The sequence below is a fragment of the Serratia sp. CY74737 genome (assembly GCF_052166775.1).
Lineage (GTDB): Bacteria > Pseudomonadota > Gammaproteobacteria > Enterobacterales > Enterobacteriaceae > Serratia > Serratia ureilytica.
Genome location: NZ_JBJNOF010000002.1, coordinates 686061 through 710107 on the forward strand (window position 1 = coordinate 686061; position 24047 = coordinate 710107).

The 24047-nt window shown below is 60.9% G+C and carries 20 protein-coding genes and 1 riboswitch; of the genes, 12 read left to right on the plus strand and 8 right to left on the minus strand.

All coding sequences use genetic code 11. From position 1 onward, the window contains the following. Positions 1-25 precede the first annotated feature (25 nt). The 4 genes from ACJ8PE_RS05295 to ACJ8PE_RS05310 all read right to left on the minus strand — a co-directional run bounded on the left by ACJ8PE_RS05295 (position 26) and on the right by ACJ8PE_RS05310 (position 4457). A complete protein-coding gene (locus ACJ8PE_RS05295; RefSeq protein WP_033650334.1) occupies positions 26-571 on the minus strand; it encodes a cysteine hydrolase family protein in 546 nt (181 codons plus the stop codon). Between the two features lie 218 nt (positions 572-789). Further along, entirely contained in the window at positions 790-1827 is a 1038-nt protein-coding gene (locus ACJ8PE_RS05300; RefSeq protein ID WP_047575113.1) for an ABC transporter ATP-binding protein, read from the minus strand. Further along, the gene (locus ACJ8PE_RS05305; RefSeq protein WP_197792449.1) at positions 1824-3407 is read right to left on the minus strand and encodes an ABC transporter permease; all 1584 of its coding nucleotides are present in this window, start codon (positions 3405-3407) and stop codon (positions 1824-1826) included. The genes ACJ8PE_RS05300 and ACJ8PE_RS05305 overlap by 4 nt, the downstream gene beginning before the upstream one ends. Before the next feature lie 33 nt (positions 3408-3440). Further along, complete coding sequence (locus tag ACJ8PE_RS05310; protein ID WP_033650336.1) at positions 3441-4457, minus strand: iron ABC transporter substrate-binding protein; 1017 nt, start codon at positions 4455-4457, stop codon at positions 3441-3443. Positions 4458-4808: 351 nt separating this feature from the next. On the opposite strand from ACJ8PE_RS05310, the gene ACJ8PE_RS05315 reads away from it, so the two are divergent. The 5 genes from ACJ8PE_RS05315 (at position 4809) to ACJ8PE_RS05335 (ending at position 9816) form a co-directional block, all read left to right on the plus strand. Further along, positions 4809-6488 (plus strand): ABC transporter substrate-binding protein, encoded by a 1680-nt coding sequence (locus tag ACJ8PE_RS05315; RefSeq protein ID WP_232099362.1) that lies wholly within the window; start codon positions 4809-4811, stop codon positions 6486-6488. A 142-nt stretch (positions 6489-6630) separates the two neighbouring features. Continuing rightward, a riboswitch (M-box (ykoK) riboswitch) is annotated at positions 6631-6804 on the plus strand. A gap of 75 nt (positions 6805-6879) precedes the next feature. Then, positions 6880-7902, plus strand: coding sequence for a magnesium transporter (locus ACJ8PE_RS05320; RefSeq protein WP_442536721.1), 1023 nt, complete (start codon positions 6880-6882; stop codon positions 7900-7902). Positions 7903-8042: 140 nt separating this feature from the next. Continuing rightward, positions 8043-8126 (plus strand): protein MgtS, encoded by an 84-nt coding sequence (gene mgtS, locus ACJ8PE_RS05325; RefSeq protein WP_369803928.1) that lies wholly within the window; start codon positions 8043-8045, stop codon positions 8124-8126. 107 nt (positions 8127-8233) lie between these two features. Continuing rightward, positions 8234-8413, plus strand: a complete 180-nt coding sequence (locus tag ACJ8PE_RS05330; RefSeq protein WP_004938106.1) for a hypothetical protein — start codon at positions 8234-8236, stop codon at positions 8411-8413. 26 nt (positions 8414-8439) lie between these two features. Further along, positions 8440-9816: a cation diffusion facilitator family transporter gene (locus ACJ8PE_RS05335; protein ID WP_042784582.1), complete on the plus strand. Its 1377-nt coding sequence runs from the start codon at positions 8440-8442 to the stop codon at positions 9814-9816. On the opposite strand, the gene ACJ8PE_RS05340 is transcribed toward ACJ8PE_RS05335, so the two are convergent. Further along, positions 9759-10604, minus strand: coding sequence for an inositol monophosphatase family protein (locus tag ACJ8PE_RS05340; protein WP_033650338.1), 846 nt, complete (start codon positions 10602-10604; stop codon positions 9759-9761). The genes ACJ8PE_RS05335 and ACJ8PE_RS05340 overlap by 58 nt on opposite strands. A gap of 338 nt (positions 10605-10942) precedes the next feature. Further along, on the minus strand, positions 10943-12673 hold the full coding sequence (locus ACJ8PE_RS05345; RefSeq protein ID WP_197795261.1) for an ABC-F family ATP-binding cassette domain-containing protein: 1731 nt from the start codon (positions 12671-12673) through the stop codon (positions 10943-10945). A 450-nt stretch (positions 12674-13123) separates the two neighbouring features. Between ACJ8PE_RS05345 and ACJ8PE_RS05350 the strand changes: the two genes are divergently transcribed. Next, entirely contained in the window at positions 13124-15553 is a 2430-nt protein-coding gene (locus ACJ8PE_RS05350; protein WP_404768911.1) for a DUF3772 domain-containing protein, read from the plus strand. Positions 15554-15601: 48 nt separating this feature from the next. On the opposite strand, the gene ACJ8PE_RS05355 is transcribed toward ACJ8PE_RS05350, so the two are convergent. Further along, positions 15602-15766 carry a hypothetical protein gene (locus ACJ8PE_RS05355; protein ID WP_176445936.1) on the minus strand — a complete coding sequence of 55 codons (165 nt, stop codon included), beginning with the start codon at positions 15764-15766 and terminating at the stop codon, positions 15602-15604. A gap of 129 nt (positions 15767-15895) precedes the next feature. Here ACJ8PE_RS05355 and ACJ8PE_RS05360 point away from each other — a divergent pair, with 129 nt between their 5' ends. Then, entirely contained in the window at positions 15896-16711 is an 816-nt protein-coding gene (locus ACJ8PE_RS05360) for an alpha/beta fold hydrolase (RefSeq protein WP_197795263.1), read from the plus strand. 50 nt (positions 16712-16761) lie between these two features. Here ACJ8PE_RS05360 and ACJ8PE_RS05365 read toward each other — a convergent pair whose 3' ends face one another. Next, positions 16762-18900: a TonB-dependent siderophore receptor gene (locus ACJ8PE_RS05365; RefSeq protein WP_232099361.1), complete on the minus strand. Its 2139-nt coding sequence runs from the start codon at positions 18898-18900 to the stop codon at positions 16762-16764. A gap of 388 nt (positions 18901-19288) precedes the next feature. On the opposite strand from ACJ8PE_RS05365, the gene ACJ8PE_RS05370 reads away from it, so the two are divergent. The 5 genes from ACJ8PE_RS05370 (at position 19289) to ACJ8PE_RS05390 (ending at position 23835) form a co-directional block, all read left to right on the plus strand. Beyond that, complete coding sequence (locus ACJ8PE_RS05370; RefSeq protein ID WP_033650342.1) at positions 19289-20731, plus strand: GGDEF domain-containing protein; 1443 nt, start codon at positions 19289-19291, stop codon at positions 20729-20731. A 104-nt stretch (positions 20732-20835) separates the two neighbouring features. Beyond that, complete coding sequence (locus ACJ8PE_RS05375) at positions 20836-21186, plus strand: DUF1428 domain-containing protein (RefSeq protein WP_025302905.1); 351 nt, start codon at positions 20836-20838, stop codon at positions 21184-21186. 11 nt (positions 21187-21197) lie between these two features. Beyond that, positions 21198-21671 carry a VOC family protein gene (locus ACJ8PE_RS05380; RefSeq protein ID WP_042784572.1) on the plus strand — a complete coding sequence of 158 codons (474 nt, stop codon included), beginning with the start codon at positions 21198-21200 and terminating at the stop codon, positions 21669-21671. A gap of 27 nt (positions 21672-21698) precedes the next feature. After that, a complete protein-coding gene (locus ACJ8PE_RS05385) occupies positions 21699-22388 on the plus strand; it encodes a VIT1/CCC1 transporter family protein (RefSeq protein WP_033650345.1) in 690 nt (229 codons plus the stop codon). 109 nt (positions 22389-22497) lie between these two features. Then, a complete protein-coding gene (locus ACJ8PE_RS05390; protein WP_182074788.1) occupies positions 22498-23835 on the plus strand; it encodes a D-serine ammonia-lyase in 1338 nt (445 codons plus the stop codon). Positions 23836-24047 lie beyond the last annotated feature (212 nt).

A 24047-nucleotide genomic window follows, 5' to 3' on the forward strand; every position in this document is an offset into this window, starting at 1 on the left:
CCTGACAAGCCAAGTCGCGCGTGTTTTAGAATTTCACCTCTTCCGCCAGCGCCAGCGTCACGAACGGCCCCGACAGGGTCTGGTTATGGTGACGAATAATGGCGTCGGCGCCGAGCGCCGCCGTGTCCGAACAGCTATGGGCATCGGCGGCCAACACCAGGTCAAATCCCAACTCCGCGCCGCGCCGACACGCGGTGTCTACGCAGTATTGCGTTTTCATTCCCGAAATCACCAACCGACCGATGCCGGCTTGCTTAAGCCGCTCCGCCAGGCCAGTCCGGTAAAAACAGCTGGGATGGGTTTTATCGATGAACCAGTCGGCTTGCGCATCGGTGTCGAGATCGGGGTGAACTTGCCACAGTGGACTGTTTACGGCGATAGGTGAACCTGCCGGGCCGGTGTGGCGAATAAACACCACGAGCGCATTCGCCACGCGTGCGGCGCGTATCAACGCATGGGTCTTCGCCAGAAGGGTTTCGGCGGCGAACGGCGGATCGTCCGGCGAGGCGAACAGGCCGACTTGCATGTCGATAACCAGCAGGGCGCTGCGTGGTGCGGGGATAGTTGGCATAGGTCTTCTCCGTAATGAAATTGCCGGCGGGCACGGAGAAATAAAAAACCCCGGCCATGGCTGGCGGGGCTTGGGGATACGTCGTTAGCTGTTGCGCACCCGTGCAGCCCGCCATTGCGTGGCGGTTGCGGTGGTGGTGGTGAGGGCGTGCGCGATGCGATTCATGCCATTGATAATGCGCGGTGGCGAGGGGAACGTCAAGGGTCGCTCCCACACTCTCAGCCGGTGAAAATATGCGCTTGCCCCATCACGTTGAGACTGACCTGCGCCCCGGGCCGCAGGCCTTCGCGGCTGACGGTTTTGATCTCGAGCTGCGCGCCGTCGGCGGCCATTTGCAGATTGAGGGTGGAGACGAAGCCGGCGAAATCGATGCCGGTGATCACCGCCTGGCCGCGCTGCGCCGGATCGGACAAACCGATTTGAATCTGCTCCGGACGCAGCATGATGCGCGCCGAGCCGCTGCGTTGGCGATCGTCGACGGCGATGCGCCCCAGTGCGCAGTCGGCCCAGCCGTGCGCCAGCTCGGCGGTCAGCACCAGCGTTTCGCCAAGGAAACTGGCGGTCGGTTCATCGACCGGGCGCAGATAAAGATCCTGCGGCGCGCCCACCTGCGCCAGCCTACCGTTGCGCATGACCGCCACCTGATCGGCGAACGACAGCGCCTCGCTCTGATCGTGGGTGACCAGGATCGACGCGACTTTGGCCTCCGTCAGCAGTTCGGCCACCGCTTTGCGGGTGGCGGCGCGCAGGCCGGTATCCAGCGCCGAGAACGGCTCATCCAGTAACATCAGCCGCGGTTGCTGCGACAAGGCGCGCGCCAATGCGACCCGCTGTTGCTGTCCGCCGGACAGCTCGTGCGGCCACAGGGCGGCCAGGCGACGATCCAGCGCCACCATCTCCATCAGCGCCTCGATGCGACGCTGTTTCTCGCGCTTGCTGCCTTTGAGGCCAAAACCGATGTTGCCGGCGACGGTAAAATGCGGGAACAGCGCGCCATCCTGCGGGACGAAGCCGATGCCACGCAGGTGCGCCGGCACCCAGCCGCCGCCGTTGCCCATCGCTTGCCCCTGCAGCAGAATTTGTCCGCCGTCGGGGATTTCAAAACCGGCGATGATGCGCAGCAGGGTGGTTTTGCCGGAGCCGGAAGGGCCGACGATCGCCGTGCGGCTGCCGGCGGCAACCTGCAGGTCGATGTGTTCCAGCACCCTGATGGCATTGTAAGATTTTCCGATACCGTGCAGTTCGAGCGTGCTCATAGTCCCGCCGTACGTTTAGATTGAGAGTAAAGAAGCCAGGTGAGCGGCAGCGACAGCGCCACCATAATCAGCGCATAAGGCGCGGCGGCGACATAGTCTATCTCGCTGGTCAGCGCCCAGAAACCGGTGGCCAGCGTGCGGGTGCCGTTCGGCGCCAGCAGCAGCGTGGCGGTCAATTCATTGGCGATCGCCAGGAACACCAGCGCGGCGCCTGCGGCGGCGCCCGGTGCCGCCAGCCGCAACGTGGTGCTCCACAGCGCCTGCGCCGGCGACTTGCCCAGGCTGCGCGCCACGTTTTCCAATTCCACCGGCGCCTGCGCGATGCCGGCGCGCAGGTTGATCAACGCTCGCGGCATAAACATCAGCAGATACGCCAGCAGCAGGGTGATCTCGGTTTGGTAAATCGGCCGGAAGCTGTGAATGGTGATGGTCACCAGCGCCAGCGCCACCACGATGCCGGGCAGCGAACTGGTCACGTAGTTGCAGCCTTCCAGCACCCGGTACAGGCGGGCCGGATAGCGCACCGACAGCCAGGCCATCGGAATGGCGCACAGCGTAATCAGCAGCGCGCCAGAGGCGGACAGCGACAGCGTTTGCCACAGCGCGGGCCACAGATCGGCGTTGCGCCATACGTCGAGGCCGCCCAGCCATAGCCAGCGGACCAGGGTGATGAAAGGCACGCCCAGCGCCAGCGCGGTCAGCGCGATAGGCAGCAGCAGCGCCAGCGCGGCGAGCGGCGCTGAGAGGCGACGCGGCGTTTGGCTGCGGGCGCTGCCGGAACCGACGCGGGCATAGCGGGCGCGGCCGCGGCTTATCGCCTCAAGCAACAGCAGCCCCAGGCAGCACAGCACCAATACGCCGGCCAGCATGTTGGCCGCCGGGCCGTTGAAGGTCGACTGGAACTGATCGAAGATGGCGGTGGTGAAGGTATCGAAACGGATCATGGCGTACAGGCCGTACTCCGCCAGCAGGTGCAGCGCGATCAGCAGCGAACCGCCCCAGACCGCCAGCTTCAGCTGCGGCAACACCACGCGGAAAAACACCGCCGGCGGCCGGGAGCCGAGCGAGGTGGCGACGTCTTCGATACCGGGATCCAGACGGCGCAAGACCGCGGCGGCCGGCAGGTAGATAAACGGAAAATAGGCGAGCACCGAGATGAAAACGCCGGCGCCCAGGCCGTGCATCGACGGCACCAGACTGATCCAGGCATAGCTTTGCACAAAGGCCGGCACCGCCAGCGGCGCGGTCGCCAATACCGCCCAGAGACGGCGGCCCGGCAGCGTGGTGCGTTCGGTCAACCAGGCCAGGGCCACCCCCAGCACGGCGCAGATCGGCAGCGTCAGCACCACCAACAGCAGGGTATTCAACAGCAGTTCCGCCACGAGCGGGCGGAAAACCAGAGCTTTGACCGTTTGCCAGCCGGTTTCAAACGCCACGCCGATAACGAATCCCAGCGGCAGCAGCGCCAGCAACGACAGCAACACGGCGCAGGCCACCACGATCGGCCCCGGCCGCAGGTGACGAGGGATAGTGGAATAACGCCGCGCGGTCTGCGCGGCGTGGGTACTCAGGTTTGACATAACGATCAAAAACTCTCGGTTTGCCGGCGGGCCTTACAGCAGGCCGGCCTCGGTCATCAGTTCGACAACTTTCTTACTGTTCAACTGCGCGGCATCTACCTTCGGCGCGTCCAGATCTTTCAGCGGCACCAGTTTCGGGTTGGAGGCCGCACCGACGCCGACGGCGTATTCGAAGGCATTGTTGGTGCGCAGGATCTCCTGGCCCTGTTTGCCGGTGATCCACTTGATGAACGCCTGCGCCTGCTGCTGATGCTTGCTGGAAGCCAGCACGCCGCCGCCGGAGATGCTGACGAATGCGCCCGGATCCTGATGTTTGAAGTAGTACAGCTTGATGTTTTTGCTGTTCTCGCCGGTTTTAGCGCCGTCGACGAACGGGTAGTAATGATAGATCACGCCGCTGTCGATCTGGCCGGCATTGACCGCTTTCATCACCGTGCTGTTGCCTTTATAGGCGGTAAAGTTGGTTTTCATCGCTTTCAGCCAGTCCAGCGTTGCTTTCTCGCCTTTCAGCGCCAGCAGCGCGCTGACGATCGCCTGGAAATCGGCGCCCGATGGCGAAGCGGCCCAGCGGCCTTTCCATTCCGGCTTGGCCAAATCCAGCAGCGACTTCGGCAACTGCGCGTCGGTCAGCTTGGCTGGGTTATAGACGAATACGGTAGAGCGGGCGGCGATGCCGATCCAGCGGCCGTGGCTTGGGCGATATTGCGGCTCTACCTGGGCCAGCGTGGCGGCGTCGAGCGGGGCGAACAGCTTGGCGTTATCCACCAACACCATCGCCGGGGAGTTTTCCGTCAGGAACACGTCGGCAGGCGAGGCGCTGCCTTCCTGCACCAGCTGATTGCCCAGTTCGCTGTCGCCGCCGTTGCGCAGCGTGACTTTGATGCCGGTGTCTTTGGTAAAACCGTCGACCCAGGATTTCACCAGATTTTCGTGCTGGGCGTTGTAAATAACGATGCCCTGGTCGGCGGGGGCCGCCTGAGCGCCGAAGGCCAGCATCATCGAGGAGGCGAGCAGGGCCACGGGGCCGAGGGATGAAATACGCAGCTTCATGCAGTTATCCTTTTTAGCGTTCGAATGAGGAAAACGAATATCGCCTGGCAAGCGCAAGCAGCCCGATTTTAGCCAAGAACATCCATAATGATAGTGAAAACGATTCGTATTAAATTATTTTTGACGATCGCTCACAAAATGAATTGCCCTAAGGATACGTTAAGCTTCGGCTGGAATAATCTGTACTGATTGCCCGCATTATTTCTCTCCCTGCTTTCAAGATGTTGGTTCGGCCATGCCGGCCCTTGCACCCGCGCTGTTGCTTATCGTCATCCTTTATCCAGTACTTTCTTGATAATGAAAGAAATTCAACACCGCTTTTGGTTATGACTCATAGCGATTAATGATTTAATGTATTCCACTGCCACATTGCATATTGAACGCGATAAAACACTCATCAGGGATATCGACGTGAAATATTCATTCAATGGCAAGAAACTGGCTGGTTTAATCCTCCTGGCTTTAAACGCAACGATCGCTCAGGCGGCGGAGGTGCCGGCGGGCGCTAAACTGGCGCCGGTACAGGAATTGGTGCGCGCCAACGGGTATGAACCGGCGACGCTGGATCCGAACCTGGCCGAGAGCAATGTGGAGTTCTACATCTTCAACGATCTGTTCGAAGGTCTGCTGCGAGTCGGAAAAGAGGGCGAAGTGATCCCGGCGCTGGCGCAGAAATGGGAGCACCAGGGCAACGTCTGGACTTTCCATCTGCGGCCGCAGGCCAAATGGTCGAACGGCGATCCGGTGACCGCCGACGATTTCGTTTACAGCTGGCGGCGCCTCACCGATCCGAAAACCGCGTCGCCTTACGGCAGCTATCTGGCCTCGGCCTATGTGCTGAATGCGGCGGCGATCAACGCCGGCAGCAAACCGCCGAGCGAGCTGGGCGTTAAAGCGCTGGACGCGCACACCTTGCAGGTGACGCTGTCTGAGCCCAACGCCTACCTGCTCAAACAACTGGTGCATTTTCCGGTTCTGCCGGTCAACCGCAAGGTGGTTGAGCAATATGGCAAAAACTGGACTCAACCGGCGCATTTTGTCGGCAACGGCGCGTTTCGCCTCAGCGAGTGGGTGGTGAACGAAAAAGTGGTGGTGGAACGCAATCCGCTGTATTGGGATAACGCCAACACCGTGCTCAGCAAGGTGACCTTCCTGCCGATCCAGGGGTTCCCGGAGGTGGCGCGTTTCCGCGCCGGCGAGGTGGAATTGGGCTATACCACGCCGCCGGAACTGTATCAGCAGCTGAAAAAAACGCTCGGGGATCAACAGTTGGTGACCTATCCGCTGCTCTCCACCAGCTATTTTGCCTTCAATAACCGGCAGACGCCGTTTAACGACGTGCGGGTGCGCCAGGCGCTGAACCTGGCGCTGGACAAAGAGATTATCGCCGGCAAGGTGCTGGGATACGGCCAGCAGCCGGCCTGGACCTTTACCCCAACGGGGGCGGGCGGCTATCGCCTGCAGGCCGGCGCAGCGGCCGGTTTGACGCCGGAACAACGCCACGCCCAGGCGAAAAAGTTGTTGGCGGAGGCCGGTTTCAACGCCGAGCATCCGCTGCGCTTTACCGTGTTGTACAGCAATGACGCCACCATCAAGAAGATCGTCATCGCCGCCGCCGCCATGTGGAAAAAGAACCTCGGGGTGGAGGCCGGCTTGCAAAGTCAGGAGCGTAAAGTGACGCTGGATAATATCAACCGCGGCCAGTACAGCGTAGCCTTTACCCGCTGGCTGGCGGATTACGACGATCCTTCTACCTTCCTGAATGTGTTCCGCGCCGACAGCAGCGAGAACAGCCCCAAATACCGCAACCCGGAATACGATCGCATTCTGCATCAGGCGACGGCGGCGCCGACACCGCAGCAGGTGCAGCAGTATTTTCAGCAGGCCGAGGCGGTGCTGGCCGTCGATACGCCGGTCGCGCCGGTGTACTACGAAGCCAACGCCACGCTCATCAAACCCTACGTCAAGGGGATTGACTTCACCCGACAGGGCGCCCTATACGATAAAAACGTCTACATTCTCACGCACTGATAAATATAAAAACGGCTGATTTATATCAGCCGTTTTTATAGATTCGCGTTTAATAAAAATATCCTAAATACTCCATAAACGACGGGCAATCTTTTCTTCCCGCCGGATAAAACAACGCCTATACTGCGCCGGTAGTTTATATGCAGTATCTCGTTTGGCGAGGCTCCTATACAAACACAGGTTACTGATCTGACGACATCGAGAGATGCCCAAGGTTAAGACAGGCTTTATCGGATTAAGGTTCAGCCCAAAGTAACTTCCGAGCAACAATTCGGATACGTTGTATAGTGCTAAAACCTGGACGCGGAGATAGGCAGTCTGCACTCCCTCTGTGGTTACGCCCCTATGCGATTCGCTGTTGAAGTTCACAACAGAAATAGGGACTGACAAAATGATCAAGTCACATCAATACTCTTCTTCTCCGGCGCTGCGCGCGACTGAAACGCTCGATGAAACTTCGGTCGCCGGTTATATGAACGCCGATTTTATTACCGTTCCCGCGACGATGACGGTCACGCATGCCCGGGAATATTTACTTTCACAGCTAAAAACGGACGAAATTCCTACCCGGGTCTTTATTACCGCGGACGATTATCATTTGCGCGGCACGCTGTCGGTGAAAAAACTGCTGCAGTGCGAAGAACAGGATAAAGCGGTCGGCGTAATGATGGATTACAGCTATTTCCAGGTTTCACCCGATGACGATCGCAACGACGTGGCGCATCTGCTGGGCAAAGGCGGTTTGGACGTGGTGCCGGTCGTGGCCAACAACACGCTGGTCGGCGTGCTGGGCGAGCGCGAGATCGCTCGGCTGGTCGAAGATGAAAACACCGAAGACGCGCAGCGTCAGGGCGCGAGCCTGCCGCTGGACAAGCCTTATCTGGAGACCAGCCCGTGGGCGCTGTGGCGCAAACGCTCGGTGTGGCTGCTGATGCTGTTCGTGGCCGAAGCATACACCGGCAACGTGCTGAAAGCGTTTGAAGATCAGCTCGAAGCGGCGATTGCGCTGGCGTTCTTCATCCCGCTGCTGATCGGCACCGGCGGCAACAGCGGCACCCAGATCACCTCGACGCTGGTGCGCGCCATGGCGCTGGGCGAAGTCAGCCTGCGCAATCTGGGCGCGGTGATCCGCAAAGAGGTCACGACCTCGCTACTGATCGCCGTCACCATTGGTCTGGCGGCCTGGGTGCGCGCCTGGATCATGGGCGTCGGCATGGAGGTGACGCTGGTGCTCAGCCTGTCGCTGGTGGCGATCACCGTATGGAGCGCCATTGTTTCGTCGATCATCCCGATGCTGCTGAAACGGCTCGGTATCGATCCGGCGGTGGTGTCGGCGCCGTTTATCGCCACCTTTATCGACGGCACCGGCCTGATTATCTATTTCAAAATTGCCCAGCACGTCCTGGGAATTTAAACGGGTTCCGCGCTTGAAAGCGCGGGAATGTTGAAAAAAGAGGAGGACGTTAAAAAACCATGGATACCTACCAACCCCGATATTTAACGCAAGGGGATTTTATCGATAACATTTAACCTGAGGACAAAACAATGGGAAACATGACTATTTTTATGGGATTCCTGGCAATGATCAGCTCACTGGGCCTGTTGGCGGCCTATATGAGCACCAAATGGGATGATTGATGAACGCTAAAGATCCGCCTAGATGCATCCTCCCCATAACCGCTATTTATTATGGGGAGGATTTAGCGGCGCGCTGAACGCGCGGCCTGATACGGGAGTTGATAATAATGACGATTCTTATTCTGGGATTGCTCTACGCCATTTTAATGATTTCGGTGGGTGTGAATGAGATTTATTTTTATTCCACCGGAAAATCCAATTTTCTGACTAGCCTCATGCTGACTTTCTCTGGCAGTATGCTGCTGATCGCCTTTGTCTGGCAATTATCCTCTAAAGTAAAAAAATAAATCACCGTCCGAATGTGAGCAGCATAATGCAAAATGAAAAACAGGCCGTGGCCAGAAACTCGATGATCGCCAGCGGGTTGCTGGCCACGGGCAAATTCGTCGCCGGCATTTTTACCGGCAGTATTGGCCTGATATCCGAAGGGATCCACTCTTTCACCGATTTTATCGCCACCAGCATCACCTGGCTGGCGGTGCGCATCAGCGATAAACCCGCTGATGACGATCACCACTTCGGCCACGGCAAGGTGGAAAACCTGGCGGCGCTGTTCGAGGTGTTGCTGTTGCTCGGCGCCGCCGGTTGGATCGTCTACGAGGCGGGCGGCAGCCTGCTCGGACAACCGCATGAGATAGTCGCGGCGCCGGTGGTGATCGCGGTGCTGCTGATTTCCATCTGCGTCGATTTTTTCCGCGTGCGGGCGCTCAACCGCGTCGCCAAGGCGACCGACAGCGCGGCGCTGGAGGCGGATGCGCTGCATTTCTTCTCCGACATGCTTTCGTCCGGCGTGGTGCTGCTGGGCATGGTGTTTGTGCTGCTGGGCTTTGGCCGTGCGGACGCCATCGCCGCGCTGATCGTCGCCGGTTTTATCTTTGTCGCGGCAATCAAACTGGGTAAACGTTCCTTCGACTCGCTGATGGATGCTGCGCCCGCCGGGGCCACCGAGGCGATTCGCGCCACGCTGGACAGCTTCCCGGCGGTGCTGGCCTGCGACAGCGTGCGTATTCGCAACGCCGGCGCCGTACTGTTTGTCGAGATCACGGTGGCGGTGTGCCGCACCTTGCCGCTGGAGCGCATCGATGCGTTGAAGCGAGAAATCGTCGAACGGCTGCGGCAGCAGTATGCCAAGGCGGAGTTTACCGTCATCGCGGTGCCGCAGACCCGCAGCGACGAAGACATGGCGACGCGCATTCGGGCGATCGCCGCCAATCACGGCGCGCAGGTGCAGAACGTCACCTTGCAGCAGTTGCCGACGCACATGGCGATCGGCATGGATCTGGCGGTGCCGGCCAACGCCAGCGTGGCGCAGGCGCATGATATTGCCACGGAGATAGAAGGGATCCTGCGTCAGGCGATCGGCGAGGACACCGAGATAGAGACCCATCTGGAGCCGCAGACGCCGCACTGGCTGGCCAGCGAGGATGTTTCCGCCGCCGAGCTGGCCGATATCCGGCTGATTTTGCAGTCGGCGCTGGAGCAGGGGGATAAGGTGCAAGACGTGCACAACATCCGGGCGCGCAGAACCGACGGCGGCATCATCGTCAACTTCCACTGCCGGGTGTCGCCGGCGGTAACCATCGCCGCCGCGCACGATGCGGTCGATCGGGTCGAGCGGCGGCTGCGCGCGCTTTATCCGGCCATCTCACGCGCGATAGGGCACGTCGAGCCGATCAAGCCCGGCGTTTGAATCAGCTCGGCCAATTGCGGATAGAGCGCCGCGTTGGCCAGCAGCAGCGGGTTGCCGCGCCGCAGCCCGTTGTGATGCATAAAGTCATTCGCCACGCCGCCGGCTTCGCGCGTCAGCACCAGTCCAGGCAGGCTGTCCCAGGCGTTCATATGCGGTTCGTAATAGCCCAGCAGCCGACCGGCGGCCACCTGGGCGGTCATCAACGCGCCGGAGCCGCTGCGCACAAACATGCCGCCCGCCTGCAGCAGGCGACAGAGAAAACCGCTGAATTCCGCCGCCGAGGCGCGAGGTGATATCCCGACGCCCATCACGCCATCCGCGACGCTGCGCCCGGCATGCACGCCGATCGGTTCCCCGTTGAGGAAAGCGCCTTGGCCGCGGCAGGCGCGGAACATCTCGCGGTGATTGGGATCGTAAACCACGCCGATCGTCGGCTCACCGTCGATCACCACGCTTATCGCGATACACCAGGTATGCAGCCCGTTCAGGAAGCAGGCGGTGCCGTCGATCGGATCGACGACCCAAAGGCAGGCCGCGCTATCGTTGGTGCCGCCGCTCTCTTCGCCGAGAAACCCATCCAGGGGAAACCGCCGGTTAATCATGCGGCGGATCAGCGCCTCGACGCGGCGGTCGGCCTCGCTGACCACGTCCTGCAGGCCCTGTTTAAACTCGACGGCCAGGCTTTGCCGGCGTTGGTAAAAGCTGAAGGCGAGATCGGCGGCGGCGCGGGCGATCTCACGCGCGAAGCGGTAGCGCGCCTCGATGTCCCGTGGAGAGAGTGACGTCATGGAGTGCCTGATAACGAAAAAAAGGAATGGCAGTAGCCTGCCAGAGAATGATGAAAGTAATGTGTCGCTCAGCGCTGCGGATAACAAAAGCGCTGCGTGTCGCGCCTCAAGCCGCCGGCGGCACACGGTTTTGCAAAGAGGAAAAAACAGGCCGCCGGGCGGCCTGTGAGATTGATGACAAACCTTATACCCTTGCCGGGTTGGCAGAGAGCACCGAATAAAAAACAAGGAAAATCAATTTATTGATTTTCGACTGATCACCACAAAGAGGGGAAAAACCACGCTTTTTCCCCTCTTTGTCAATAGCCTGACAGGCCGCCGGGCGGCGGCCTGTGGGATTAGCCCAGATGCAACCGGGCGGTGATGTCGGCAATCTCGCGGCGCCAGCGCGCCTGAAGCTCCGGTTTTTGATGCTTCGGTTTACGCGCCAGGTCGGCCTCCAGTTTGCTTTCGAGGGCAAACAGGGCGGTCAGCAACGCCTCTTCGCCTTCCAACTGCGGGTTTGGCGTCGGGGCGTCTGCGTTGGCCTCGTGCGCCGTCGGCAGCGCCGGCGTTTCACCCGCCAGACGCTGGTACACCGGCGCCAGATCGTGCCACTCCTCCAGTTTTTGTTGGTCTATCAGCCAAAAGCGGTTGCAGCTCTGTTCGATCAGCATCCGATCGTGGGTGACCAGCATGACGGCGCCGGGGAACTGACGCAGCGTTTCCGCCAGCTCCTCTTTGCCCGCCATATCCAGGTGGTTGGTGGGCTCGTCCAGCAGCAGCAACGAATGGTTGGCCAGCGTCAGGCCGACAAACAGCAGCCGTGAACGCTCGCCGCCGCTCAACGAACGGATCTGCTGATGGTGGCGCAGGTAAGGGAACCCGGCGCCGATCAGCGCCATTTTCCGCTGTTCCTCGGTCAGCGGCGCAAACTGCGCCAGCGCTTCGCTCAACGTGTCTTCATCGCGCAGCTGTTGCAGGCTCTGATCGTAATAGCCGATACGCACGCGCGGATGGAACAGCGCCGGGCGCTGCGTTTGTTGCTGATACTCGCGCCACAGCAGGCGCAACAGCGACGATTTTCCGCAGCCGTTGCGCCCGACGATGGCGATGCGATCGCCGCTTTTCACGCGCAGATGTTCCAGGCTGAACAGCACCGGCGCATCCGGTGCCGGGCGCACCGCCCAGTGCGGCAGCGCCAGCAGGCGATCGGCGTCCAGCGCTTCTCCCTGCAGCCGCAGCCGCCATGGACTGCCGGCGGTCAGGGTGGTCTGTTCTTCCTTCAACCGATCGACGCGCTTCTCCATTTGCTTGGCCTTGCGCGCCAGATCTTCGTTGTCGTAGACCTTGCCCCAGGTCGCCAGGCGCTTGGCGCTTTTTTCCACCCGGTCGATTTCCTTTTGCTCGGCGTGGCGCCGCTGTTCGTCCGCGGCGTCCTGTTCCGCCAGCGCGGTGCGCGCCGCAGAGCAGGGCAAACGGAAGAACTGCAGCGTTTTGTCGCGCAGGATCCAGGTGCAGTTGGTTACCTGGTCGAGCAGATAGCGATCGTGCGACACCAGCACGAAGCTGCCGGTCCAGTTACGCAAGAACTGTTCCAGCCACAGCAGCGTGGGCAGGTCCAGGTGGTTGCTGGGTTCGTCGAGCAGCAGCAGATCGGGCTGGCGGATCAGCGCGCGCGCCAACAACAGCCGCGTATGCTGGCCGCCGCTGAGGGTGCCGGCGGTCAGCATCCAGCTCGCCGGTTCAAACCCCAGCTCGGCCAGTAGCGCTTCGCAGCGCCAGCGTTCGCTGAGGTGTTGGCCCGCAGGCAGCCGCGCCAGAACCGTATCCAGCAGGGTGCTGGCGTGCAGTTCCGGCGGCAGGTGCTGCTCGATGCGCGCCATCAGACATTGATGTGACAATGTCACCGTTCCGGTGTGCGCAGGCAGGTCGCCGCTGAGAATTTGCAGCAGGGTGCTTTTGCCGCAGCCGTTATCGCCGATCAAACCGATGCGGTCGCCTTTTTTCAGGCTGAAGGAAATCTCGCTCAGCAGGACGCCGAACGCGTTGTCGTAACCGACAGATTGTGCAGACAGTAATGTGCTCATTGCTTACTCAAGAGTTACAGGCATGACAATGCCTATCGTCAAATATTGCTGACGATAACCCGGTAAGCCGGAGGGAAGATCCTGGATTTTAGTAAGCTTCGCTCAAGCTGGGTTATCGCAGCGCGATACCGGTAATGCTTGAGCGGCGACGATTACCAAAGAAGTGTGAGTGAAAAACCAATTCACACGTCAGCATAGTAAGTCTCCTTTTGTTGGTTTCAGGTTAATCGGTGGCTGGATTATAGAGCGCTTCATGCCGTATCGCCAGTGTAAAAGCGCCTGAATAATCAGCAAGCTAAGGCGAGCGCGGGCGCGTGGCACACAATGGGAATAATTACTGTATTTCGGCCGACATTAAGCAGCTATTATAATTAGCGTTTATGGTTAAGCGACGGTTCATCCGCCGCCTGTTCGTCTGTCTATCAGATAATGATGCTGAGCACTGAATTTATGTTAAAGCCTCGCCCGTTCCTGCTGTTGTTATTATTGCTGTTGGGTATGCAACTGACGCCGTTCGCCGCCGTCGCCGCTACCCAGGATGATCCCGCCGCCGAAAGCGCGCCCGATCCCGCTACGCAGTTGAAAGCCGCGCAAAAGCAGTTGGACAGCATGAAGCAGCTGGTTTCCAAAGCGACGACCGACACCCAGCTCAGCAAGCTGCGGTTGGCGACGGACGATCTGGTCGCCAGCATGGATAAATTGTCCGCCGATCTGCAGCCGGTTCAGGAAAAACTGCAGGCGCAGCTGGACGTGCTGGGGCCGGCCCCGGCGGCCGGTGCGCTGCCGGAAACCCCGGCCGTCGCCCAGCAGCGCAATGCGCTGAACAGCAGCAAGAAGCAGTTGGACGATGCGGTAAAACGCGCGCAGGCCATCAAGACCAGCGCCTTCGACCTGGGCCAGCAGATCAGCGATCTGCGTCGGGTGGCGTTCAAAACCCAACTGGCGCTGAACACCGGCAGCATTTTGGGCGTCAAATTCTGGACGCCGGTCGTGCAGCCGTCAGCGGATGACGTGCAGCGGCTGAACCAGTTCAACGCTGAGATGAAAGCGGCCTGGGACGCCAGTTGGCAGGACGAATGGCGGTACGGCACCCTGGCGTTGCTGGCGCTGGCGGTGATCGTCTGGTCCTGGGGGCGCTATTTGTCCGAGCGTTTCCTCGCCTGGGTCAGCATTCGCTTCCTGCCGGACGGGCGCCTGCGCCGCAGCTTTATGGCCATCATCACCGTGGCGGTGACGGTGATCACCACCTCGATTGCGCTGAACCTGCTGTATTACGTCTTTATCCGCGTGCAGCCGCTGCCGGTCATGTTGGAAGACTTCGCCGAAGGCTTTAACCGTCTGGGGATTTTCTGCGCGCTGATCGCCGGGCTGGGGCGTGCGGCGCTGTCGCTGAATCGCCCGTCCTGGCGTTTGGCTTCGCTGGACAATGAAGTGGCCGCCGGGCTGCGTTACTTCTCGCCGCTGCTGGCCGGCCTGGCGCTGGCGTTCGGCACCGTGGAGCTGATCAACAACGTCGTCAGCGCCTCATTGGCCACCACCATCTTCGGCAACGGCCTGGTGGCGGGGCTGATCGGCATGGTGCTGCTGGCGGCGCCGCTGCGCGGCCAGCGCATTCGTCGCCGTCTGGAGCAGCAGGGCGCGCACCTGGAAAAACGCACGCTGGTCGGCGGGCTGGTGCATATCGTCACCCTGGTGTGTTCGGTGGTGATCCTGCTTTCACTGCTCGTGGGCTATATCGCTTTTGCCCGCTTCCTGACCTACCAGCTCATCTGGGTGGTGCTGGTGCTGATGGCGTTCTACTTCATGGTGCTGTTCGCCACTGACCTGTGTGCCGCGCTGTTTTCGCCGCAGACCGTCAGCGGCAAGATGCTGAAGAAAACGCTCAGCTTCAAGGATCGCCATCTGGAGCAGGTGGCGATCATCACCACCGCGCTGGCCAAATGTTCGCTGTTGCTGTTGATGATCGTCGCGTTGTTCAACGGCTCGTTCGGCAGCACCACGCCGGGCTCGCTGATGGAGAAAATCGTCTCGATCCTGACCGGCGAAGGCTTGCAGCGTTTCAACATCGTGCCAGGCAACCTGCTCAACGCCGTGATCTGCCTGGCGATCGGCATCTACATTCTGCGCGCGGTGCGGCGCTGGCTGGGCTCTGAGCTGCTGCCGAAGACCATTTCGGACGTCGGCATTCGTGCCTCGCTGGTGACGCTGTTCAGCAATATCGGCTATGTGCTGGTCATTCTGATCACCCTGGCGGCGCTGGGCATCCAGTGGAGCAACCTGGCGTGGATCGTCAGCGCCCTGTCGGTCGGTATCGGTTTTGGTTTGCAGGAGATTGTGAAGAACTTTATTTCCGGCCTGATCCTGCTGACCGAACGCCCGGTGAAGGTCGGGGATATGATCGGCATCGGCGGCGTGGAAGGCGACGTGCGGCGCATCAACGTACGCGCCACCGAAATTCAGCTCAGCGACCGCTCCACCATGATCGTACCGAACTCGCAGCTGATCTCACAGAACGTGCGTAACGCCACCATGGGCAACGCGCAAGGCGTGGTGACCATTGCGCTGACGTTCCCGACCTCGATCGATCCGGAGCAGGTGCGCAATATCCTGCTGAGCGCTTACAACGAGTACGAAACCATTCTGGAGACGCCGGCGCCTTACGTGCGCTTCAGCCAGTTGGGGCCGGACGGCATTATCCTGAGCGTGACTGGCTATGTGCCGAGCCCGCGCATGGTCGGCGCCACCAAGAGTGAACTGCTGTTTAACATCCTCAAGCTGTTGCGCGCTCAGGAAGTGAGCCTGTCCAGCCCGCAGGAGGTGGTGTTCATGAAGCAGCAGGCGACGCGATATCAGGCTAACGAAGAGGAACACTCTTCCTAGTTCTGCCATGAGGCGGCGGGTCGTTCATCAACGGCCCGCCGAACGCGGCTAGTACATCGACGGCTCCACGGACTGCGAACAGTCGCTGTTGGCGCCGGAGTTGCTGCAGGTGTAGGGCTCATTCGGCGACGCCGGCGGCGCATTCGACGGGCCGCCGCCGCCGATACAGCCGCTCAGCAACAACGTCAAAAGCACCAGCGTTATCTTTTTCATCTCTCCGTCCTCCATTGCGATTCCTCCTTTAAGTATATGTCGGGAAAGCGAACGCTACCGCCCGCCAGTGCGATCTATACTCCTTGGATGCCGTTTCGCCGCACCGCGCCGGCGAACGAGGGGGGAAAGATGCACATCGACGACGATTTGACGCGCTTTGCCGCGTTAGGGGCGCCGCCCTTACCGCCGGGAGCCCGGCAGGGTTATATTGACCACGACGGCGCGCGTATTTGGTATGCCGCTTATGGCGACGGACCGGCGGTGATCCTGTTGCACGGCGGCCTGGGCCACAGCGGCAACTGGGGGTATCAGCTGCCGGCATTGCTGGCCGCCGGATACGGGGTGTTGCTCATCGATAGCCGCGGGCACGGGCGCAGCACGCGCGACGCCCGGCCGTATCGTTACGATCGGATGGCCGATGATCTGTTGGCGGTGATGGCGGCGCTGCAAATACCCCACGCCGCGCTGGCGGGCTGGAGCGACGGCGCTTGCGTCGCGCTCATCGCCGCCCATCAGGCGCCCGGGCAGGTGGACGGCGTTTTTTTCTTCGGCTGCAATATGGACGCCAGCGGCGTTAAACCGTTGGCGCCCAGCCCGATCGTCGAGCGCTGTTTTGCGCGCCATGCGCAGGACTATGCCGCCTTGTCGCCGACGCCGGACGATTTCGAGGCGTTCGTCGCCGCCGTGAGCCTGATGATGAGCAGCCAGCCGGACTACCGCGCACAGGAATTGGCGGCCATTCGCGTGCCGGTGACGATCGTTCACAGCGAACACGATGAATTTATCCGCGCCGAACATGCCGCCTATCTTAGCCGCAGCATTCCCGGCGCCCGTTTGACGACGCTGCCGGGCGTCAGCCATTTCGCGCCGCTGCAGCGGCCCGCGCTGTTCAACCGCGCGTTGCTGGATTTTCTCGCCGATGTGATGTGCCGCAAGACGTTTTGAGGGCCAGCGCAAAGAAAACGGGCGCCAAACGGCGCCCACGGCATAACAGGTTAGAAATCGACCGTCGCCTGCAGGCTCAGGCTGCGCGGTTCACCCTCAATCACGCGTAAATTACCGGCGCTGGAGGCATAGTACTCGCGGTTGAACAGGTTTTTCACATTCAGTTTCAGCTGGGTATGTTTCCCAAGCAGCTTGCTGTCCCAGGCGACAAAGGCATCCGCCACGGTATAGGCCGGCATGGTGAAACTGTTCTCCGGATCGCCGGCTCGGCGACCGACGTAGCGCGCGCCGCCGCCAATGCGCACCTCGCCGGGCACCACCGGCAATGTCATGCGGCGGCTGAGGTACAGGCCGCCCATGTTGGTTGGGGCGTTGACCAGCCGATTGCCGACGTTGTCCGGGTTGAGGTTGTCTTCGACAATTTCGGTCTTGTCGTAGCTGTAGTTGGCGGTGAGATCCCAGTTGCGCGCCACTTCCCCGTTCAACTCCAGTTCGACGCCGGTGGAGCGCGCTTTGGGGATGCTGCGGGTCACGCCGTTGATAAAGATCGACATGTTGCTTTCATCAATGCGATAGAGCGCCAGCGTGGCGTCAAACGCCGGGGTGATCTGCCATTTTCCGCCCACCTCATAGGTGGTGCCGGTTTCCGGCGTGGCGACGTTGGCATTGTCGTCGATGGCGGTGGACGGCGTGAACGAACGGCTGTAATTGCCGTACAGCGACAGGCTCGGCGTCAGCTTATACACCAACCCCGCCTGCGGCAAAAACTGGTCGTCTTTGTCATTGAGCGTATTTTTTGGTTTCTGGAAACCGTTGCTGTTGTTCTGGTAATACGACTGATAGCGCGCGCCCAGCACCGCGATCCATTGATCGGTAAGATGAATGCTGTCCTTGGCGTACAGGGAACGGCTGAACAGCGTGGCGCGCAGGTTGCTTGACGCGTCGCTGTAGGTGGTGCTGTCGGTGATCGGCGTTTCGCCATACACCGGGTCGTACATGTTGAAGGTCTTCGAGACCTTGCCGCGGTAGGAATAGGCCTTGTAGGTCTGATTTTTCTCGTAGTCCACGCCCAGCAGCAGATCGTGCTGCATGCCGAACAGCTGCGGCGAACCGGTCAGATCCCAGGAGTAATAGTGGGTTTGATGATTGAAACCGCGGTTGGCGTCGGCGCGGCGCGAGACGATGCCGGTCGTGGTGTCGACCGCGGTGGCGCGCACTTCGTTGCTGTCGTAACGGCGTTGCAGCCAGGCGTAGTTGAAGCGGGTCGTCCAGATCGGATCGAGCGCGTACTCATAATGGGCGTTCAGACGTTTGTTCTTGCCCCAGGCATGGTTCGCGTAGTCATCCAAGCGGCGGTTATAGGGCACATCGACCGGTTTGCCGTCGATAAATGCGGTGCCGCGATCGTAAGGAATGTCGTACTTGTATTCGCTGTAGGCGATGTTAAAGGAAGCCTGGTCGCCGAACCAACTGAGCGAGGGGGCGATCAGCGTGTGTTCGTCGCTGCCGAAATTGCGCCAGTAATCTGCGTGCTGGCGTTCGGCGATCAGGCGAAAGGCGAAGCCGCCGCCCAGCGGGCCGGTCACATCGACGCTGCCGCTGCCACCGCCAAAACTGTTGGTGGCGCCGCTGATGCGGGTGTTCCAGTCATACTGCGGTTTTTTGCTGATCAGATTGATGACGCCGCCGGGGCTGAGGATGCCATACAGCAGCGACGCGGAACCTTTCAGGACCTCGACGCGATCGGTGGTGGCGTCCATGCTCAACCCTTGGTTGCTGCGCACACCGTCGATGAAGACCGAGCCGTCGGAGTTAACCCCGAACCCGCGTTTGACGAAGCCATCCTCCGTGCCGCCGAGCGTGTTGCCCTGGGTGACGCCGCTGACGAACTTCATCGCATCATTGACGCTTTTGACCTGGAAGTCGTCAATGACCTGAGAGGTGACGACGCTGACCGATTGCGGCACCTCGGCGATCGGCGCGGCGGTTTTGCCGGCGGTCGAGGCGGTGTCGGCGCTATAGCTGCCGGAAGGTTGGGCCGCGGCGGTCACCGTAATGGATTCCTCCGTTTTTGCGCCGGGCGCGGCGGCGATCGCCAGCGCGGGGAATAAACCGGCAATCAGGGGCAGCGTGCGAAGAACGTGATTTTTATTTCTTTTAGTGGGGTGGCGAAGAACTGACTGGTGCATATAATTCCATGAAAAAATAATAAATAGTAACGATTATCATTATAATTATCATTTATAGGTTTTGAATAGAGGGGAATGCCGGTATCCCTTCATTGCACGATTTAATTTTGTTATTAGGGAAAAAGACGGCGATTTTGCCGGTAAAAAGTCGGATGGATGGCAATAACGATCGCAGTGACGGGAGGGGCGCGGCAGTTTGTTCGCCGGAATGGTGATTCCTGTCAATATATTGATACACAAATATATTTTCCCTTGATGAATAAACAGGTGTCCGGGCAGGCAAAACTGGCAATAATAGGCGGGTCGGCCGTTTATCTTCGCCTCACCGCCGACGGTTGTGACGCGAACAGACTGTCACTTTATGCTAGCGGAAGTCTCTGGATCCAAGATGCAAACCACCTCGTTGTCCGATACCCGGAAAATCTGGCCCGCGCTCATCATTTTTTTGTTGGTGTTCACCCTGTGTCTGCTGGGCATCGTGAGTCGCCCCGGCAGCTTTCTGGCGATATTCTGGCCGGTGAACGCCGTACTGCTGGCCGTTTTGGTGCGTCGGCCACAGTGGGCTACGCGAGCCGGCTGGGGCATGGCGGTGCTGGGCTATCTGGCGGCGGATCTGTTGACCGGCAGTTCGCTGCAAAAGACGCTGCTGCTGAACGTCGCCAATCTGACCGGCGTCGTGGTGGGGTATCTGTTGTTCATGCGGCTGTCGCCGCCGGCGCGCATGTTGCAACGCGGCACGTCCAGCATGTACCTGTTCGGCATCTGCCTGGCCGCCGCCGCCGCGACCGGCGCGGTGGGCGCCGTAACTTCGCAGTGGCTGTTCGGCAGACCCTATCTGACCTCGCTGGCGCTGTGGTTCTCGTCCGAGTTCACCAATTACGTCACGCTGATGCCGTTTATTCTGGCGTTTCCCGGCGATTGGCGACGTCGCCTTGCGGCGGCCGGCGCCATGTTCACCCAGCGCAGCCAATGGCCGCGGGCGGGGCGAAAACTCACGGTGTTGGCGCTGCTGTTGCTGGCGGCGGTGTGCAGCGTGCTGATCGGCGGCCCCGGGGCGGTGATCTTTCCCATGCCGGTGCTGCTGTGGCTGGCGATGTCCTTCTCACTGTTCTGCACCATGATTGCGGTGCTGATCTATGTGCTGTGGTGCCATCTGGCTATCGATTTCGGGCTGTTGAGTTCGACGCTTGACATGAAGGTGTTGCAAAACGCGGTATCGATGCGTTTGGGCATCGCGTTGCTGGCGCTGGGGCCTATCGCCGTGGCCAGCATGAACTATGCGCGCAATGCGCTGCTGCGCACGCTGGAGCACGTGGCGAATCACGATGCGTTGACGCACGTGCTGACGCGCAATGCGTTTATGCAGCGCGGCGAACGGTTGATAGACCAAAAGGGCGAGTTGGTGTGCGTCATGATGCTCGATATCGACTATTTCAAATCGATTAATGACCGTTTCGGCCATGCCGGCGGCGATCAGGCGCTGATGGCTTTTACCCGCGCGATCGCCGCCGATCTGAGCGTCGGTGACCTGTTCGGCCGCATGGGGGGCGAAGAGTTCGCCATCGTTTCGACGCTCGGCCAGCCGCAGCAGGGATGGCAATTGGCCGAACGCCTGCGGCAACGCATCGAAACGGAGTCTATCCTCATGCCGGCCGGGCATCCGCTGCAGATCACCGTCAGCATCGGCATGGTGACCTGCCCGGGCGGTTCCGGCCAAAGCCTGGCGGATCTGCTGAAGCTGGCGGATCTGGCGGTGTACAAAGCGAAAAACGCCGGCCGCAACCGGGTCGCCACACCGGAATCGTCTCCGCCGGCCTGTCACGGCCGCTGAACTTCCGATCCGCGCAGCGTGCCTGCGGTCTAAACTGGTAAGGGACGCGGGCATTTCCGCCTGCGCCGAACCGACTGTCCTTAATCAGACAAGAGGATGCCAGAATGAAATACGTAGACGGGTTTGTGGTGGCGGTGCCGGCCGCCAATAAGGAGGCTTATCACCGGTTGGCGGCGGCGGCAGCGCCGCTGTTCAAAGAGTTTGGCGCCACGCGCATCGTGGAGTGCTGGGGCGATGACGTGCCCGATGGCAAGCTCACCGACTTTCGCGGCGCGGTGAAAGCCCAGGAAGACGAAGTGGTGGTGTTCAGCTGGATAGAGTACCCCTCCAAAGCGGTGCGCGACGCCGCCAATGAGAAAATGATGAACGATCCGCGCATGAAAGCGCTGGGCGAGATGCCGTTCGACGGCAAACGCATGATCTTCGGCGGTTTCGCGCCGATCCTCGATGCGTAAAGGAGACGCAGATGGCCAGAATTACGCAACATCTGTGGTTTGAAAAAGACATGGAAGCGGCGCTGAATTGCTATGTCGCGCTGATCCCCGGATCATCCGTGAACTGGTTTTCCGACCTGCCGGCGGATACGCCGAGCGGCCCGGCCGGCAGTGTGAAGCTGGCCGCCTTCACGCTGGGGGACCAGCGCTACGCGGCGATCGAAGCCGGGCCGCTGGATCCGTTCAATCACAGTTTCTCCGTGATGGTGGAATGTGACGATCAGGCGGAAGTCGACAGGCTGTGGGATGCGTTGAGCGAGGGCGGCGAGGCGGAGCAGTGCGGCTGGCTGCGCGATCGCTGGGGGCTGTGCTGGCAAATTGTGCCGCGGCGCCTGACGGAGTTGATGAACGATCCCGACGCCGCCCGCGTGCGGCGGGTAACGGAAGCGATGCTGCTGATGGGCAAAATCGACATCGCCGGGCTGGAAGCGGCGGCGCGCGAGTAGCGCAACAGTCACAGAGGGAGAGAACGGATGCACCGAGAACGGCACAGTATTGAACGCATCGGCTGGCTGCGGGCGGCGGTGCTCGGCGCCAACGACGGCATCGTTTCAACGGCCAGCCTGCTGCTGGGCGTCGCGGCGGCCAGCGCCTCGCATTCCGCGCTGATGATCGCCGGCGTCGCCGGGTGGGTGGCCGGCGCGATGTCGATGGCCACCGGCGAGTATGTGTCGGTCTCGTCTCAGGCGGATACCGAAAAGGCCGCGCTGGCGGAAGAGCAGGCGGAGCTGCTTGAAGACTACCCGGGGGAGTTTCGCGAACTGACGTCAATCTACGTGCATCGCGGTCTGGATCCGGCGCTGGCCCGGCAGGTGGCGGAAAAGCTGATGGCGCATGATGCGCTGGAGGCGCACGCGCGCGACGAACTGGGCATTTCCTCCACCACCCGCGCCCGGCCGCTGCAGGCTGCGTTGGCGTCGGCCCTGAGTTTCTCCCTTGGCGCGCTGTTGCCGCTGCTGGTGGCGATGTGGGTACCGGTTGCCTGGACGCGGCCGGCGCTGGTGGCGTCGGCGCTGATTTCCCTCGGCGTTCTCGGCGGCATCGCCGCGAAAACCGGCGGGGCGCCGATCTTGCCGGGCGTGGCGCGCATCCTCATCTGGAGCGCACTGGCGATGGCGGTTTCTTCCGGCGTCGGCCTGCTGTTTGGCGTGACGGCCGGCTAACGTCGCGCTTGCATCAATCTAGTGCACCTCAAGCTCAGAATTTATCATTTGTCAGCCGCCGGCGTTCGCGGCAAGGTGACGGCAACGCCAACATCAGTCAGGGACACTTATGCAGAAATCACAGATCCTATCGTGGGTCGCCCAGCATCCGCTGTTGCAACGCATGGTCGCGCTAGAGCCGATCACCTGGTTCAATCCGCGCGCGACAACGCTGGCCGCAGGGTTGCCCCACGTCGGGTTGACCGCCGCCGACGTCGCCGACGCGGAGCAGCGCCTGGCGCGTTTCGCGCCTTATCTTGCCGCGGCCTTCCCGGAAACCCAACCGACAAAGGGGATCATCGAATCCGAGCTGGTGGCGATCCCGGCCATGCAGCTCGCGTTGGATCGGCGCTATGGGCAGACGTTGGGCGGGCGCCTGCTGTTGAAAAAGGACAGCCATCTGCCGATTTCCGGCTCAATCAAGGCACGCGGCGGCATCTATGAGGTGCTGACGCACGCGGAAAAGCTGGCGCTGGAGGCGGGGCTGCTGCACACCGGCGACGACTACGCCCGGCTGTTTTCCGACGAGTTCCGTCAATTCTTCAGCCAGTACCGCATCGCCGTCGGATCGACCGGCAATCTGGGATTATCCATCGGCATCATCAGCGCCCGGTTGGGGTTTGACGTCAGCGTGCACATGTCGGCGGACGCGCGGGCGTGGAAAAAACAGAAGCTGCGCGACAATGGCGTGACGGTGGTGGAGTACGCCGACGATTACGGCGTGGCGGTCGAACAAGGGCGCAAACAGGCGGCGGACGATCCGAGTTGCTTCTTTATCGATGATGAAAACTCGCAAACCCTGTTCCTCGGCTACGCGGTGGCCGGCGGCCGCCTGAAGCGGCAGTTTGCCGAACAGGGCATCGTGGTGGACGCGCAGCATCCGCTGTTCGTTTATCTGCCGTGCGGCGTCGGCGGCGGGCCGGGCGGAGTCGCCTTTGGCCTCAAGCTGGCGTTCGGCGATCATGTTCACTGCATTTTCGCCGAACCGACCCATTCCCCTTGCATGCTGCTCGGCGTCTACAGCGGGTTGCATGACGGCATTGCGGTGCAAGATCTCGGCATCGACAACCGCACGGCGGCGGACGGACTGGCGGTGGGGCGCGCCTCCGGTTTTGTCGGCCGGGCGATGGAGCGCCTGCTAAGCGCGTTTTACACCCTGAGCGACGAAGAGATGTTCGCGCTGCTCGGGTTGTTGGACAGGCACGAGCATATCCAGCTGGAACCCTCCGCCCTGGCCGGCATGGCCGGGCCGTGGCGCGTTACCGCTCATGCGCGGCAGCTCAGCGAGCAGGGCGTGAGCGCCGAGCACCTGGCCCAGGCGACGCATCTGGTATGGGCGACCGGCGGCGGCATGGTGCCGACGGCGGAAATGGCGAAATACCTCGCGGCCGCGCAAACGGCACCGTGAGCCAATAGCGCCGAGGCTTGCGCTCGCTTCCTGTTTTTAGGCGGCGAGCGCGGTTTGACAAGCGCCGGTTCCCTCCGGCCCAGGGTCAACGTCAGACCGGGCGCTCATGATGTTTGTAAAATGTTAACAAAATCACAACTCCCCACGCCGTAGTCACGGCTTAAATCTCCATATCCAACTAATAGTAAATAAAATTATTTTATTTACCGTTT